The sequence below is a fragment of the Pantoea sp. AS142 genome, from assembly GCF_037152305.1.
GTDB lineage: Bacteria > Pseudomonadota > Gammaproteobacteria > Enterobacterales > Enterobacteriaceae > Pantoea.
In genome coordinates, this window is record NZ_JBBCMO010000010.1 from 223087 (window position 1) to 238178 (window position 15092).

The 15092-nt window shown below is 54.0% G+C and carries 15 protein-coding genes and 1 pseudogene; 9 read left to right on the plus strand and 7 right to left on the minus strand.

Annotated features, from left to right (window positions below; all coding sequences use genetic code 11):
* Window positions 1-32: 32 nt before the first annotated feature.
* Window positions 33-1385 (plus strand): MFS transporter, encoded by a 1353-nt coding sequence (locus WFO64_RS18075; protein ID WP_337013433.1) that lies wholly within the window; start codon window positions 33-35, stop codon window positions 1383-1385.
* Complete coding sequence (locus tag WFO64_RS18080) at window positions 1363-2706, plus strand: enolase C-terminal domain-like protein (RefSeq protein ID WP_337013434.1); 1344 nt, start codon at window positions 1363-1365, stop codon at window positions 2704-2706. Before WFO64_RS18075 ends, WFO64_RS18080 begins: the two co-directional genes overlap by 23 nt.
* 39 nt (window positions 2707-2745) lie before the next feature.
* Here WFO64_RS18080 and WFO64_RS18085 read toward each other — a convergent pair whose 3' ends face one another.
* The gene (locus tag WFO64_RS18085) at window positions 2746-3441 is read right to left on the minus strand and encodes a CTP synthase C-terminal region-related (seleno)protein (RefSeq protein ID WP_337013435.1); all 696 of its coding nucleotides are present in this window, start codon (window positions 3439-3441) and stop codon (window positions 2746-2748) included.
* Window positions 3442-4108: 667 nt separating this feature from the next.
* On the opposite strand from WFO64_RS18085, the gene dtpA reads away from it, so the two are divergent.
* A complete protein-coding gene (gene dtpA / locus WFO64_RS18090) occupies window positions 4109-5605 on the plus strand; it encodes a dipeptide/tripeptide permease DtpA (protein WP_337013436.1) in 1497 nt (498 codons plus the stop codon).
* Window positions 5606-5753: 148 nt separating this feature from the next.
* On the plus strand, window positions 5754-6359 hold the full coding sequence (gene gstA, locus WFO64_RS18095; protein ID WP_337013437.1) for a glutathione transferase GstA: 606 nt from the start codon (window positions 5754-5756) through the stop codon (window positions 6357-6359).
* Between the two features lie 270 nt (window positions 6360-6629).
* Here the strand turns inward: gstA and pdxY are convergent, their stop codons facing one another.
* The 4 genes from pdxY to WFO64_RS18115 all read right to left on the minus strand — a co-directional run bounded on the left by pdxY (window position 6630) and on the right by WFO64_RS18115 (window position 9958).
* Window positions 6630-7490, minus strand: coding sequence for a pyridoxal kinase PdxY (gene pdxY / locus WFO64_RS18100; RefSeq protein WP_337013438.1), 861 nt, complete (start codon window positions 7488-7490; stop codon window positions 6630-6632).
* Between the two features lie 57 nt (window positions 7491-7547).
* Window positions 7548-8822 carry a tyrosine--tRNA ligase gene (gene tyrS / locus WFO64_RS18105; protein WP_337013439.1) on the minus strand — a complete coding sequence of 425 codons (1275 nt, stop codon included), beginning with the start codon at window positions 8820-8822 and terminating at the stop codon, window positions 7548-7550.
* 139 nt (window positions 8823-8961) lie between these two features.
* Complete coding sequence (pdxH, locus tag WFO64_RS18110; protein ID WP_337013440.1) at window positions 8962-9618, minus strand: pyridoxamine 5'-phosphate oxidase; 657 nt, start codon at window positions 9616-9618, stop codon at window positions 8962-8964.
* Window positions 9619-9643: 25 nt separating this feature from the next.
* A complete protein-coding gene (locus WFO64_RS18115; protein ID WP_337013441.1) occupies window positions 9644-9958 on the minus strand; it encodes an MliC family protein in 315 nt (104 codons plus the stop codon).
* 189 nt (window positions 9959-10147) lie between these two features.
* Between WFO64_RS18115 and WFO64_RS18120 the strand changes: the two genes are divergently transcribed.
* From WFO64_RS18120 to WFO64_RS18140, 5 genes are all read left to right on the plus strand, one after another.
* On the plus strand, window positions 10148-10351 hold the full coding sequence (locus tag WFO64_RS18120; protein WP_003848989.1) for a hypothetical protein: 204 nt from the start codon (window positions 10148-10150) through the stop codon (window positions 10349-10351).
* Between the two features lie 377 nt (window positions 10352-10728).
* Window positions 10729-10962 (plus strand): YgdI/YgdR family lipoprotein, encoded by a 234-nt coding sequence (locus WFO64_RS18125; protein WP_010245442.1) that lies wholly within the window; start codon window positions 10729-10731, stop codon window positions 10960-10962.
* Between the two features lie 15 nt (window positions 10963-10977).
* Window positions 10978-11208: a YgdI/YgdR family lipoprotein gene (locus WFO64_RS18130; protein ID WP_010245445.1), complete on the plus strand. Its 231-nt coding sequence runs from the start codon at window positions 10978-10980 to the stop codon at window positions 11206-11208.
* A 437-nt stretch (window positions 11209-11645) separates the two neighbouring features.
* Window positions 11646-11918: a hypothetical protein gene (locus tag WFO64_RS18135; protein WP_337013442.1), complete on the plus strand. Its 273-nt coding sequence runs from the start codon at window positions 11646-11648 to the stop codon at window positions 11916-11918.
* 263 nt (window positions 11919-12181) lie between these two features.
* Window positions 12182-12334 (plus strand): hypothetical protein, encoded by a 153-nt coding sequence (locus WFO64_RS18140; protein ID WP_337013443.1) that lies wholly within the window; start codon window positions 12182-12184, stop codon window positions 12332-12334.
* A gap of 387 nt (window positions 12335-12721) precedes the next feature.
* On the opposite strand, the gene WFO64_RS18145 is transcribed toward WFO64_RS18140, so the two are convergent.
* Complete coding sequence (locus tag WFO64_RS18145; protein WP_337013444.1) at window positions 12722-13336, minus strand: TetR/AcrR family transcriptional regulator; 615 nt, start codon at window positions 13334-13336, stop codon at window positions 12722-12724.
* A gap of 607 nt (window positions 13337-13943) precedes the next feature.
* Window positions 13944-14993 (minus strand): annotated as a pseudogene (umuC, locus tag WFO64_RS18150) (translesion error-prone DNA polymerase V subunit UmuC); the annotation flags it as partial.
* Between the last annotated feature and the right edge of the window lie 99 nt (window positions 14994-15092).

Genomic DNA, 15092 nt, shown 5'->3' on the forward strand with positions numbered 1-15092 from the left:
GCTCTTCTTTACGTTTCTCACGAGGAAGACCGATGGAAAGCGCCTTATCTCCGCAGCACGATGAGCGGATCGCCTCCGCCATCAAAAAGTTCTTCACCCATATCATCCCGATGCTGGTTGTCATGCTGATCATCAACCAGATCGACCGCGCCAATATTGGCTTTATCAAAGCGGAGTTACGCACCGATGCCGGGATCGGCGCGGCGGCCTTTGGTCTGGGTGCGGGCCTCTTTTTTATCGGCTATGCGCTGTTTGAGGTGCCGAGCAACCTGATGATGAAGCGCTTCGGTGCGCGTGTCTGGCTGACACGCATCATGATTACCTGGGGAGGGGTGGTCGTCCTGACGGGTTTCGTCACCTCGCCCATCCAGTTTTACCTGCTGCGTTTTTTACTGGGTGTGGCTGAAGCGGGCTTCTTTCCTGGTGTACTGTTCTATTTCCGTCAGTGGGTGCCAAATGCCTGGCGCGGTCGTGCCACTGCGATGGTGCTGAGCGCTACCGCTGGCGCCTTTCTCTTCTCCGGCCCCATCACCGGGGCGATTTTGATGATGCACAATTTTTTAGGCATCGCAGGCTGGAAATGGGTGTTGTTTCTCGAAGGCGGAGCGTCGGTGCTGGTGGGCATCCTTGCCGCCTGGGTGCTGGTGTCGCGACCTGCTGATGCGCGCTGGCTGAGTGACGCGGAGAAACAGGCGCTGGTGCAGCAATTGGATAGTGAAGAAGCACAGCGTGACGCGCTTAACCGCGCACCAGGCAAAATGTCGCTGTTACGCAATCGCAGCCTGCTGTTCTTCTGCGCAATCTTTTTCACCATGACCATGACTGGCTATACGCTGGTGTTCTGGCTGCCACAGATTATTCAGCGCATTCAGGGCTTCAGCAGTTTTGGCATCGGGATTCTCACCGCCGTGCCCTGGCTATGCGCCATTATCGCCATCAACCTGCTGAGCCGCTTTTCAGACCGCCACCGCGACAGACTCGATAAAGCGCTGGGCGTCGCCATGCTGGTCGCGGCCTGCGGCACCTTCATGGCGACGCTGGGCTCCCCATGGTTTGGCTTCCTGGCGATGATCGTGGCCTGTATCGGCTCGAAAGTCAGCGCCACCTTTTTCTGGCCGATGCCACAGGGCGAGCTGCCCGCCTCAATTGTCGCGCCAGGCATTGCGCTGGTGAATTCTGTTGGCAACCTTGGCGGCTTCTTCGCGCCAACGGTGTTTGGCTATCTGGAGATGAAGACCGGCTCCACTACCGGCGGCCTCTATGCCCTGACCAGCGTCTCGCTGCTGACCGGGCTATGGTTGCTGCTGCGCCGCACGCCCTCCCCGCCTTCCCCGCCTTCCCTTGATCCTATGGAGAATCAACATGTCAGACAGTCCACGCATTAAAACAATGCGGGTGGTGCCGGTCGCCGGATATGACAGCATGCTGCTGAACATTGGCGGCGCGCACAATTGCTACTTTACCCGTATCCTGGTGATCCTGACCGACTCTGCAGGCCGTACCGGGGTCGGCGAAAGTCCCTGTCACGCTTCGACGCTGGCGCTGCTTGAGCGCTTTCGTCCGCAGATTGAGCAGAGCGAACTGCTGCGGCTGAATGCCACTCTCGCCACGCTATTTGCCAGCGACGCACGCCATCAGCAGACCGCCCACACTGACGATATCCATATTCCGCAGATGAACCCGGAAAAGTTCTACAATGCAACCGCGGCGATTGAAGCCGCGCTGCTTGATCTGCTGGGTCAGCACCTGAATCTGCCGGTTGCCGAGTTACTTGCCAGTGGCAAGCAGCGTGATCGGGTGCCAGTACTCGGCTATCTGTTCTATATCGCCGACCGGAACCTGACCAGCCTGAACTATCAGGCCGGCCACGCTGGCAAGGATCCGTGGTTACAGCTGCGTCACGAAAAAGCGATGGACACTGAAAGTGTGGTCCGGCTGGCGGAAGCGGCTGCGGATCGCTATGGCTTTCGTGATTTCAAACTCAAGGGCGGCGTACATCACGGCGAAGTGGAAGTCGAGACGGTTAACGCCCTGCTGGCACGCTTCCCACAGGCGCGGGTAACCGTTGATCCCAATGCCAGCTGGTCGCTGGATGAGGCCATTTATTATGGCAAGCAGCTCGCGGGTCGCATTCCCTATCTGGAAGACCCGTGCGGCGCGGAACAGGGTTATTCTGGCCGGGAAACACTGGCAGAGTTCAGGCGGGCGACCGGCATTCCTGTCGCCACGAATATGATCGCCAATGACTGGCGACAGTTGCAGCATGCTTTACAGCTCAACGCCATTGACATTCCTCTGGCCGATCCGCACTTCTGGACGCTGCGTAATGCGCATACCGTGGCGCAGCTGTGTCATGAGTGGGGCCTGACCACCGGCTGCCACTCCAACAACCACTTTGACGTGTCACTGGCGATGGTAGCGCATCTGGGGGCCGCCGCACCAGGCGATCGCCTTACCGCCTTCGACACGCACTGGATCTGGCAGGATGGCCAGCAACTGACGCAGCTTGCGCCGCAGATTCGGGATGGACATCTGGAATTGCCTGAGGGCCCAGGGCTGGGTATTACCCTGAACATGGCGCGGGTAGAAGCGGCACACGCACTCTATAACTCGCTACCGGATAAAAACCGTAACGACGCACTGGGCATGCAGTTTCTGATTAATAACTGGTCGTTTAACGCAAAACGTCCGGCCCTGCTGCGCTGATGGCGGCCAGCCTGTGACAACGTCACAGGCTGATTGCAGTTAGCGTTGCGCCAGCGCAGCCTGCATCCAGGCAATCACCAGTGGAGAATCTTTTTCCTGCAGTGCAGCGCGCTCTGACTGGAACAGCGTTGCGACAAAGAAAGGGTGATCCGGTAGCTCTACGCCACGTACGTCCCCCGCCTCATCCCAGGCGGTAATACGCAGCGTATTATTACTCAGCGCGTCACTGAATTCCGGGTTAACGCCGAAATTACAGTGATAACCCTCATCGCTGTCGAGCGTACCGTAGGCGTTTGCAATGCGTGAACCCGGTTCAAACTTCACCGCGCCGCGCTGCTCCACCAGCGAACAGCTCAGCGGGGCAATCACCCTTCGTCCGCCAGTGTCGGTTTCGGCATGACAGGCATCCTGCCAGCCCAGGACATTGCGTGCATATTCGATCACCGCATACTGGAATCCACCACAGGAGCCAAGAAAAGGCTTCCCGCTTTCCCGTGCCCAGCGAAGGGTTGCAAACACGCCTTCATCATTGCGATAGGGACTGCCAGGCACGACCCAGACAGCGTCATAACGCTGCAGGTCAGTCTCGCCGAGTTGTTCGGTGGCGATCCATTCCGCTTCAACGATAATATTCAGCCAGCGGGCAGCACGTTGAATGGCAAAGGGTATGGCCTGATGGGCAACCGCATCGGCGCGGTAGTCACCAACCAGAGATAAACGCAGGGGGGACGACATAAAAAGTTCCTTCTCGGGGAAATTAAGAGGTTACAGTAATGTTAATTTACTGTCCAGGGAGAGAGTGAGCGTGGTCATATCCATAAGATTTCTAACACTCTGCTGTGATATTTCACTGGTATGCCGGGCCGGTTTGTATCTCTTCTCGGGCTACGGGCGCCATTATCTCGCTTGCCAGACCCGACAATGCAACCGGTTTCTTTTTTTTCTTTCTGAAATAAATCATCTGCTTATGCACCCGATGGTCATTTGGCGGTTTTCCGGTCATGCCCGGCGTAAAATGTCCGATAATTTGGCAAATTGACTGTCTATTACACTTAAACCTGCCATTAATTCTGTATTTTTACTATTATTCAAACTTTTTATCTAATTAACCTCCAGCCAGCAGTTAATACCAATACTCTCCAGCACCTGCCGCGTATCCAGACTTTTCATACTGATATTTTTCTTATTTGTGACATTAAAACCTAATTAACAGTTTTCTATAAGTTTTTTAACCCAACATTATCGTGCTATCTGGTTGTCAGAAAATTCTTGCCCTGCCGCCCGTAATCAGCCAAATTAGTCGCCGCTTTTCCCTTCTAATAACAATCTCGCGCATGGAAAACTCACATGACGCGGACTTAATTCCTGTCCCGAAACAGGGTATGAAAAAACTGAGGTACATGTGTCAACTGCAAACAAACACACTGATGAGGCTGTCAGTCTCAATGCGTTTAAACAGCCGAAGGCGTTCTACTTAATCTTCTCGATTGAGTTATGGGAACGTTTTGGCTTTTATGGCCTGCAGGCCATTATGGCGGTTTACCTGGTGAAGCAACTGGGATTGTCTGAATCAGACTCCATTACCCTGTTCTCTTCATTCAGTGCGCTGGTTTATGGACTGGTCGCGATTGGCGGCTGGCTCGGTGATAAGGTGCTGGGCACCAAACGTGTCATCGTGCTGGGCGTACTGGTGCTGGCGCTGGGCTATGCGCTGGTCGCGTTCTCCGGTCATAACGTCAGCATTGTCTACATCGGTATGGCGACCATCGCTGTGGGTAGTGGTCTGTTTAAGGCCAACCCCTCTTCGCTGCTCTCAACCTGCTATGACAAAGATGATCCGCGTCTCGACGGTGCTTTCACCATGTTCTATATGTCGATCAACATCGGTTCACTGTTTTCGATGATGCTGACACCGTGGTTAGCGGCTAAATATGGCTACAGCGTCGCCTTCTCGCTGTGCGTTATTGGTCTGATCATCACGCTGTTTAACTTCCTGTTCTGCAAACGCATGGTGAAGGATTACGGTTCTAAGCCGGACTTCGCACCGTTGCATTTCGGAAAACTGCTGATGACGCTGGCTGGCGTGCTGGTGCTGATCGCGCTGGCCAACTGGATGCTGCATCATCAGGTTATCGCACGACTGGTGCTGGCGGTCATTGCGCTGGGCATCGTGCTGGTGTTTGCCAAAGAGGCCTTTGCGCTAAAGGGCGCGGCGCGTCGTAAGATGATTGTTGCCTTCCTGCTGATGGTCGAAGCGATTCTGTTCTTCGTGCTCTATATGCAGATGCCAACGTCACTCAACTTCTTCGCTATCCGCAATGTTGAGCACACCATTCTCGGCATTACCTTCGCGCCAGAGCAGTTCCAGGCGCTTAACCCGTTCTGGATCATGCTGGCCAGTCCGCTGCTGGCGGCGCTCTATAACAAGCTGGGCGACAAACTGCCTATGCCGCACAAGTTTGCCTTCGGTATGGTGCTCTGCTCCGCTGCATTCCTGGTGCTGCCGATGGGCGCGAAGTTCGCCAGCGATGCCGGTATCGTTTCCGTAAACTGGCTGATCCTGAGCTATGCGCTACAGAGTATCGGTGAACTGATGATTTCCGGCCTGGGCCTGGCGATGGTGGCGCAGCTGGTGCCTCAGCGTCTGATGGGCTTCATCATGGGTTCCTGGTTCCTGACCACCGCGGGCGCAGCAGTGATTGCCGGTAAAGTGGCCAACCTGATGGCGGTGCCTGAAAACGTGACCGATCCGCTGATTTCGCTGGCGACCTACAGCCGCGTATTCCAGCAGATTGGTATCGTGACAGCGGTAATCGCTCTGCTGATGCTGATGACGGCTCCGTTGCTGAACCGAATGACGCAGGATACCGATGCAAAACTGAAAGACGTGCAGGCGTAATCGCTGCCATGTTACGAATCAGCCGGGCTCTGCCCGGCTTTTTTATCGCGGACCTTTCCTCTGAGCAGATCCCTGATCCTTATCACTGGTAATTCCACCCTGAGCCTTTACTATGCTGTGATCCCATTGCAACATGGAGTACAAGGTCATGAAACTGTTTTGCAAAGCAGGAGCCTGCTCTCTCTCTCCCCACATTGTCATGCGCGAATGCGGGCTGGATTTCACTCAGGTGAGTGTTGATCTGGCCACGAAACTCACCGAACGGGGCGATGACTACCGCCAGATTAATCCCAAAGGCCAGGTGCCTGCGCTGCAACTCAGCGACGGTACCGTGTTGACGGAAGGCGTCGCGATTGTGCAGTATCTGGCGGATCTCAAACCCGATCGCCATCTGCTGGCACCGGTTGGCAGCCTGACCCGTTATCACACCGTGGAGTGGCTCAGCTACATCGGTAGTGAGCTGCATAAAAGCTTTGGCCTGCTGTTCCGGCCAGGTTACGCCGATGAGGTCAAGGCGCAGACCCGCAGTCAGCTGGAGGCTAAATTTCGCTATGTTGATGAGTCACTGCGCGACAAACAGTGGCTGATGGGGCTGCATTTCAGCGTGGCGGATGCTTATCTGTTTGTCGTGACGCGCTGGGCAAAAGCGCTGGGACTCGATTTGTACGGCTTTACGGCGCTGGGCGCGTGGTTTGATCGGGTAGCGCAACGTCCTGCGGTGCAGGCGGCGCTTAAAGCGGAAGGCTTAGCCTGAGTGAACAGGGCCGGTTATCCGGCCCTGTTCACTGAATCTGACCGAGTTCATAGCGCAGGGAACACGTTCAGAGGAGGAAAGCGTCCCGCGCCATGGACAAAAACGCCGGGAGCGTTTTTGAACAACGCAAAGCGTTGGCCCGGCTACGGGCGCACCTCCGCGATGAGGTGCGTAATCGCGCGTGACGAGCGCGTCAGGGATGATGGATTTTACGTCTTTCCGATCTGACCGTGCTCCCTTTGCAAGCTCACACTAAACAGCCCTGATGCGTTACAACGTCTCTGCTGCGAAGTGCTGCGTCGGACTGGCGATGGCATCCTGTGCCGCCACCAGCTGCAATTCATACTCGCCCATCTGATGAGTTTTCAGCATCACCTCATACACTGCCGCGGTGACGTGCTCCAGCGCATCCTGCAATGACTTGCCATGGAGCAGATTAACCAGCAACAGACCGCTGGTGAGATCGCCCACGCCGACCGGCTGACGCACACCGAAATCGACCAGCGGACGGCTAATATGCCAGGCGTCTTCAGCCGTCACCAGCAGCATTTCAAAGCGATCGCTGCGGCGACCTGCACGCGCCAGATGCTTCACCAGTACCACACGTGGCCCCTGAGCAATCAGTGCCCGTGCAGCATCCACCGCTGCGTCGACGTCCGTGACGGTACGTTCGCTCAGCATCTCCAGTTCAAGCAGGTTCGGGGCGATAATGTCGCTGGCAGGCATCGCCATTTTGCAGTGAAACTCCGCCACACCCGGTGCCACAATGCAGCCTTTCTCTGGGTGACCCATCACCGGATCGCAAAAGTACCAGGCATTCGGGTTGGCCGCTTTGACCTGACGAACAATCTGCAGAATCTGCTCACCCTGCTCCGCCGAACCCAGATAACCGCTCAGCACCGCGTCACAGGTCTTCAGGCGGTCGATATCCGCAATGCCTTTAACAATGTCGGTTAAATGCGTTGCAGGCATCACCGTGCCGGTCCAGTGGCCATATTGCGTATGGTTGGAAAACTGTACGGTATTCAGCGGCCAGACGTTTGCGCCCATACGGCGCATCGGAAACTCAGCTGCCGCGTTACCGGCGTGACCAAAAACAACGTGCGACTGAATCGCTAAAATATTTTTCACTTGTTTGCCCTGTCCTGCCTTGCCATAAAAAAAGGGCCGGAAACCGGCCCTGAAATCTTACTGCCAGTTAATCAGGCAGTAATGTTTCTTGCCGCGACGCAACAGCGTATAGCGGTTAAACAATTTGTCGCTGTCGCTGAAGCGGTATTCCGCATCGGACTGCTTTTCACCGTTCAGAGAAACGGCATTGGAGCCGATCATGGTGCGCGCCTGACCACGGGACGGCACCAGCTCTGCTTTCACCAGCGCCTGCTGCAGGTCATCGTCAGCGCTCAGCACAATAGTTGGCATACCATCCTGCGCCAGCTGTTCAAAATCGGCTTCGGTCATTTCGCTCACGGAGCCGGAGAAGAGGCTGGCCGTAATGCGTTTTGCCGCCGACAGACCGGCTTCGCCATGCACCAGACGCGTCACCTGCTCAGCCAGCACATACTGCGCACGAGGCGCGGTGCCGCTGTTTTTGTCCTCTTCTTCCAGCGCCTTGATCTCTTCAATACTCAGGAAGGTGAAGAACTTCAGGAAGCGATAGACGTCAGCATCCGCAGTATTAATCCAGAACTGATAAAACTTATACGGGCTGGTTTTCTTCGCATCCAGCCAGACGGCGCCGCCTTCGGTTTTACCAAATTTGGTGCCGTCAGACTTGGTAATCAGCGGCACGGTCAGGCCAAAGACCTGGTTCTGATGCAGACGACGTGTCAGATCAATGCCGGAGGTGATGTTGCCCCACTGATCAGAGCCGCCAATCTGCAGCGACACGCCGTGACGCTCATTCAGGCAGGCGAAGTCATAGCCCTGCAGCAGATTGTAGGAGAACTCAGTAAAGGAGATGCCCTGATCATCACGGTTCAGACGCTGTTTCACCGCTTCTTTGTTGATCATCTGATTAACGGAGAAGTGCTTGCCGATATCACGCAGGAAGGTCAGCACGTTCATGCTGCCAAACCAGTCGTAGTTGTTGGCGGCGATGGCACTGTTGCTGCCGCAATCAAAGTCGAGGAAGGGTGCCACCTGCTGACGGATCTTCTCAACCCATTCATTAACGGTTTCGCTGGTATTAAGTTTACGCTCTGCGGCTTTGAAGCTTGGGTCGCCAATCAGGCCGGTTGCCCCCCCGACCAGCGCCACCGGCTGGTGGCCGGCATCCTGAAAACGCTTCAGGCAGAGCAGCGGTACCAGATGGCCCAAATGCAAGCTGTCAGCAGTGGGGTCAAAGCCGCAATAGAGCGAAATTGGCCCCTGCGCCAGTTTCTCTGTTAACGCGTCTTCATCCGTCACCTGGGCGATAAGGCCCCTCTCCTGCAATTGTTGTATCAGGTTACTGCTGGTCATTACTGACTCCAAATTGATCAGACTGCACCTATGCTGGTACACAGCTTTCCGCTGAGTTGCGGAATCAAAAAAATGAGGGCTATAGCATAAAGCGCCGACGCTTTCTGTGCCAGCGCTGATAGGGAGGAATCAGGCAGATTCAGGGGGCCAGACGGTCGATTTTCCAGCCATCGCCATCGCGCTGGTAGATGAAACGATCATGCAGGCGATGTTCGCCCCCTTGCCAGAACTCCAGCGTATGAAATTTAACCCGGTAGCCACCCCAAAAGCTGGGCAGCGGCACCTCGCCCTGCTGGAACTTCTGTTTGAGTTCAAGGAACTTCCCTTCCAGAATGCCGCGTGCCGAAATACGGCTCGACTGCTTCGACACCCAGGCACCAATCTGACTATCGCGCGGACGGCTATGGAAATATTTCAGCACCTCCAGTGGCGACAGTTTTTCCACTTCGCCCAGCACCATCACCTGACGTTCCAGATAGTGCCACGGGAAGTGCAGACAAATGCGCGGATTGTGCGCCAGGTGCAATGCCTTACGGCTCCCGAGATTGGTGTAAAACACCATGCCCTGCGCATCATAGTGTTTCAGCAGCACAATACGCTGCCAGGGCTGGCCCTGCTCATCCACGGTGGCCACAGTCATGGCGGTGGGATCGGGCATTTTTGCCTCACAGGCCTGGCTTAGCCACCGTTCAAACAGCACGACAGGATCGTCCGGCAGATCCTTCCGACGCAATCCGCCGCGGGTATATTCACGCCGCAGATGGGCAATGGTGTGTAGCGTTTCTCTCTCGCTCATAATGCTCGCCTATTCAGATAAAGAGTCAGCTGGCAGGTTGCAGCTCACAATCATTCACGACAATTTTATCGTTACGTTCGATAAAGGCGCCGTTTCCTTTGGACCAGAAAACATAGGTGTTATCGCTGTAGCGTGCGCCAGAAGCAGATACCGTCTGCTTCAGCGTCAGAGGCTGCCCATCCATGATGAAACTCACCTGCTGTTGCGCTTCGTCCAGCGTCACGGTCAGGGGTAAGGTTCCACAGCGATAATGCAGGGTCTGCAGCGACGGCGGCTGTTTCTGCATCAGGCTACAACCCGACAGCAGCAGCACCGCGGCCACGGTTATTCCTTTCAACATAAGCGGGTCTCCTTCACGAGTGAAGGGGGCATTATAAGAAGGATTTAGCGCGAAGTAAGTGGGAATCCGCGCCAATCTGGTGGATGCTGCCAGCCCGGCTGAATTATTGCGCCTTTTCAGGCGGTTGTCTGAATGCACAGGCTGCATTCTCAGGCTACGCTCTATAGATCTTAAGCGAGGAAAACAAACATGAAATTTGATAACGAAGATGCATTTAAGCTGGCAGTGGCGTTCATGAACCACAAAGAGAATGCCACCATCGCCAGCAGCTATTTTAAAACTTTTATCGACACCTACCAGAAATTTGACCGTTGGCTGAGCGCATCAGACCCGGTCAGTGCCATGAAAGCGGAAAAAGCGGCCGCCAAAGCAGGTGAAGACTCTATCCTCTGATCCGCTTCCCTACTGGTCCGATAGCCATCAGCGCATCGGGCCAGTGAATCTGACCCGCCATTGACATTGGGGCTAAGTATTACCGCATGGTTATTCTGGTTTAACAGAAATATCTGTACAAACGACCGTGTTTATTTCCCGCATCTTTCTCGCATCGTCATCTCTTTTATTCTGATTCAGTGACGCACCTGCTAAAACGGCATGAGCGGTCGTGCAAAGTTGCAATAAATGCTATTTCCCGGCGTCATTCCCGCCAATCACCACCCCACCCGCTATTTTTGCTTAAAAAACCGGCAGCGAGACGCTACCGGGTCAGCAAACTTTATAAAGCCGTCTAAGCTGTAAACGTCTGGTTATACTTCATGGAGTGGAAAAAAATGAAAATGAAATCCCTGTCAGCCATCGCGTTGCTGGCCCTTTCTTTAGGTACGCTGGCAGGCTGCGCTTCGAATCAGTCGATTAAGACCACTGATGGCCGCACCATTGTCACTGATGGCAAACCCCAGATCGATTCAGATACGGGTCTGGTTTCTTACCGCGATGCTCAGACAGGAAAAACTGAGCAGATTAATCGTAATGAGATCAGTAATATGAGTGAACTCGACAACTAATATAAGGTGAATAAGATGAAAAAAGCGCTGATTTTACCTCTCGCCGCATTGATTGGTATGACCGTATTAACCGGCTGCACCCGTACCAGTTATGCGATTCAGACTAACGATGGACGCACCATTATTAGTGATGGCAAGCCTTCTGAATCGGATGCCGGCCTGCTGGCTTATACCGATGCCAATGGCGTGAAGCAACAGATTAATAAAGCGGATGTAAAAGCGGTTTCTGAAGTACCAAAGAAATAAACTGACCGCTGTTACCCAATTAATAAAGCCGCCCGTGGGCGGCTTTATTATTGCCTGCGCTTAGGGAAGTCTGGCGCAGACCCGGATTCACGATGCCTTTTAACTCAGAAATATCCGGCGCGGTGTGGCAATAATATTGCAGTTTTTTTGCCCGTGACCGTGTAAGCAGCAGTGCAAAACAGGTGACGCGCAAAACTTAACTTATCTGAATTTCAGGCAATCCCTCTCTTGTTTAACCAGCATAATAGCTCAATCCTTTCCTGACGGAAAATTACCGCCATTTTTTATGCTTTATTATTAGTGGTTTACCGCCCCGCTTAAAGGTTCCGTTTATTTTCGCAAAATTTCATATCGTCTCCACCTGTGGTCTGCGGCCTTTTAGTTCAGAGCACCTTTAACTAGAATCGTTATATCGCTATTTAATCAGGAGGGTGCAGATGGTTTATCATGAAAAAATAACTGGCCATATGATTCTTGGCGAAGCGGCAATTAATCTGGCGTTTGAACAGCAGGAAATTACCCTGGTATCATTAATTCGCCAGCTGAGCGAAATGGCCGAAAAGGAGCACAGCGATAAGCGGGTAGCGCAGATTGCTGATGCGCGGAACTGGCTCAAAGGTTTCATTAAAGCGTCTACGCGCGACCGCGCCGAATTAAACTGGCTGGTAGAGACCGGACAGGCACCGGTTTTCCTTAAAGACTATCGTTAGTTATGTGCAGTCGTTGCTGTTCGTTTTATGGTGCCAGGCGTCCGTCTGGCACCCGTCAGCATGGCGCTGCTCTCCAGCGTTGAGAAGGGTCTGGTGTAGTTGAGGCGGCTTCTGTGCTGAAGAAACAAGCTTACGATTACGGCTGACATAGCTATACAACTTAACGATATTTGTATCACTTCGTCACTATCCGACCGTTTACACCACCCGCCAGGAAATTACCCCTGAACCCAAACCAGAGACCGCCGCGAACGGCAGATGATATGCCCTGTTATTTTACTGCGGCAAACCTGCCCTCGCAGCAAGAGACGCTGGGACCGGTCGTGGGGGAAACCCTGTATGCTGGCCAGAATGTGAACCGTAAATCGATCCGCGCCAAATTTCTGCGTCAGCGTGAAACGGCTTCCACACAGTAAGCGGAGCGTCATTACCCTGCGCTCATCAGCCGGCTTTACGGTTGTTAATCAACAACCGGCGGTTGAGGTACCCACCTGCCACGTCGTTTAACGTGTCAGCGGCTCCCCGCTTTCTGCTATCTGCGGCGCCAGTGGATGTTTCGCTGTGTGGGTTTCAAACCTACCACGGGCGGCAAAAACAGAGCAACCAATAGCAGCCACGAGAATCAGCAAGATTGAGCTTTTCACGAAACGGGCCTTGCTTTTCTTCGCGACAGAATAAAGCGTGAAAGCCTGGCACATCATCAGATGAGGGGGAAACACCCTACAGAATTTCTGTGTCCGAAAAGCACAGTGCCAGGCGGCGACGGTTTACGGATTGCGTTGGTTGAATGTCAGCCAAAATAATTATCCCAGCACCTTTAATGCCAGCGCCAGCATCTGCTGTTCATGGGTCACATCGCTGACCTTGCCTGTCACCCGCAACCCAAAGGCAATACAGAGGATTAAACCGGCTGCCGCTTCACTGTCCAGCGTGTTATCGATAGATCCATCCTGTTGCCCCAGCTCCAGCAGTGAGACCAGAAAGCGCTGATTATGCTGAATCACTTCATCGATACGCTGCGCCAGCGTCTCATCCATCGTCTGCAACGCAATCGCGCTGGCGACGACCAGACAGCCACGTCGTCCCTCTGTCGCACGAGCCGAATCCAGGTAGAAATGCAGTAGCTCGGTTATTTTTTCTCGCCCGCTGACACAGGGAGCCAGACGACGACGCAGATCGGCATTACGCAGCAACAGGTAGCGTTCGAACACCAGCAGGAACAGCGTGCGTTTATCTTTAAACGCCTTATAGATGCTGCCTGCGGAGAGGTGCATCGCCTCACCCAGATCGTTTATTGAGGCCGCGTGATACCCTTTTTGCCGGAAAACGATTATGGCCTGATCCAGAGCCTGTTCAATATCGAACTCTCTGGGGCGTCCCCGCTCTTTGTCTTTGTGCGCTGTGGCTGTCGTGATCATGGTTACCGGCCTGGAGATGTGCGTTCCTGTCAGAGTCAAGGGAGATTCTATCCCAGGCGCGGGTAACAAGATAGGCCGCAGGCAGGGCCGTCAGTCGCCTGTCACGAGCAGACAACCCGTTATCTCCCTGAAGCGTGACTATTATTCGCCGCTCTTTGATCTGCCCCACTCCGGCCTGCAGTGCAGACCGGCCGCACGTCATTCAGATCATAACATTGCCTCCGTGTGGCGCTCTGCCCGTTGCAATCTGCACCTTTATTTTTATCCGCCATAACGTAAATTGCTGAACAAGCAGGCTGGCGTGGTTTTCATTGTCAGCAAAACATAAAAAGAGTCTGGTTTTTATATTGCTGTTATCGTTGATCGCCTGAATCTCATAGTCGTCGTGGTGGCGGAATTTTACGATCGCTGTGAAATGTCTCGCGGTCCAGAGTATTACTGTGGCTTCAGACTGCCTGACATTCGTTATATTTACCGGGTCTTTTGGTGAAAAGACCCCATGAAAAACGACTGATTACACCAGGTGAGGCATAACTTCCTGCCCCGCTAATCGCGAGATAAAAAAGCGTTTGGCAGACGCCACGGCAGCAGTAAATCAGGTCAGCATTCACTTAAGCGCAACCACAGGCAGATCGGTTATCCGGGTGGTATAGGCAGGTGACAGCATATCGCGCTTCATCGACCAGGCTTTGTTTATCCCCTGCCCGGCAAACCACAGCTTCCCGCTGCCGAGCGTGTTAATCTCATCGATCAACTGCATCAACGGTTCGCTATTGCGGCGTGGCGGATGTTCGTCAAACAGGTCAGGCTGGGCGACGCCCTGACTGAAAAAATCCCCCAGCACGATGCCCGCTTTCATGTAGCGATGTCCCTCAATCCAGATGTTATCCAGACACGCCATCGCGACACCGATAATGTCGCGAGTGTCGCGAGTCGGGATCAGCAGCTGACCGGTGGACTGATTGCCATAAAAAGGTTCGTCAGCAGCATGCGGGCTGGTACGCACAAATACGCCCACCTGACGGCAATATTGATTCTCACGGCGTAGCTTTTCTGCCGCACGCTCAGCATAAGCGCAGACGGCTTCGCGCATCTGATCGTAGTCGGAGATACGGCTTCCAAATGAGCGCGAACACATAATTTGCTGCTTATCCGGTGTCACCGACTCCAGCGCCAGGCAGGATTCGCCACGCAGCTCTCTGACGGTGCGCTCCATCACCACGCTGAACTGTTTGCGAATGGCCTCGGTGCTTTGATCGGCCAGATCTTTCGCCGTCATGACGCCCATGGCGTTGAGCCGTTTGCCGATCCGGTGCCCCACCCCCCATACTTCAGCCACATCAATCAGCGCCAGCAGCTTTTTTTGTCGTTCGGGGTCCGAGAGATCGACAATGCCGCCGGTTTTGCTCCACTTTTTGGCCGCAAAATTCGCCAGCTTGGCCAGCGTCTTAGTCTGCGCAATGCCAACGCCGACGGTCAGATGAGTCTCTTTGCGTACCCGTTTTCTGACCTGATGACCAAACGTCTCCAGCGCCATGCAGTTCTGCACGCCGGTGAGATCCATAAAGGCCTCGTCGATCGAGTAGATCTCTACCGACGGCGCCATCTCTTCCAGTATGGTCATGACCCGATGACTCATGTCGGCGTTTATGTGGAATGCAATTTAAACAAAAAAATAAGTTACCATTCCTCTGAAGTTTATTTTCTGAACAGGAATTATTCAGCCTTGAACCACTTCGGTATGCTTACTGGCAGG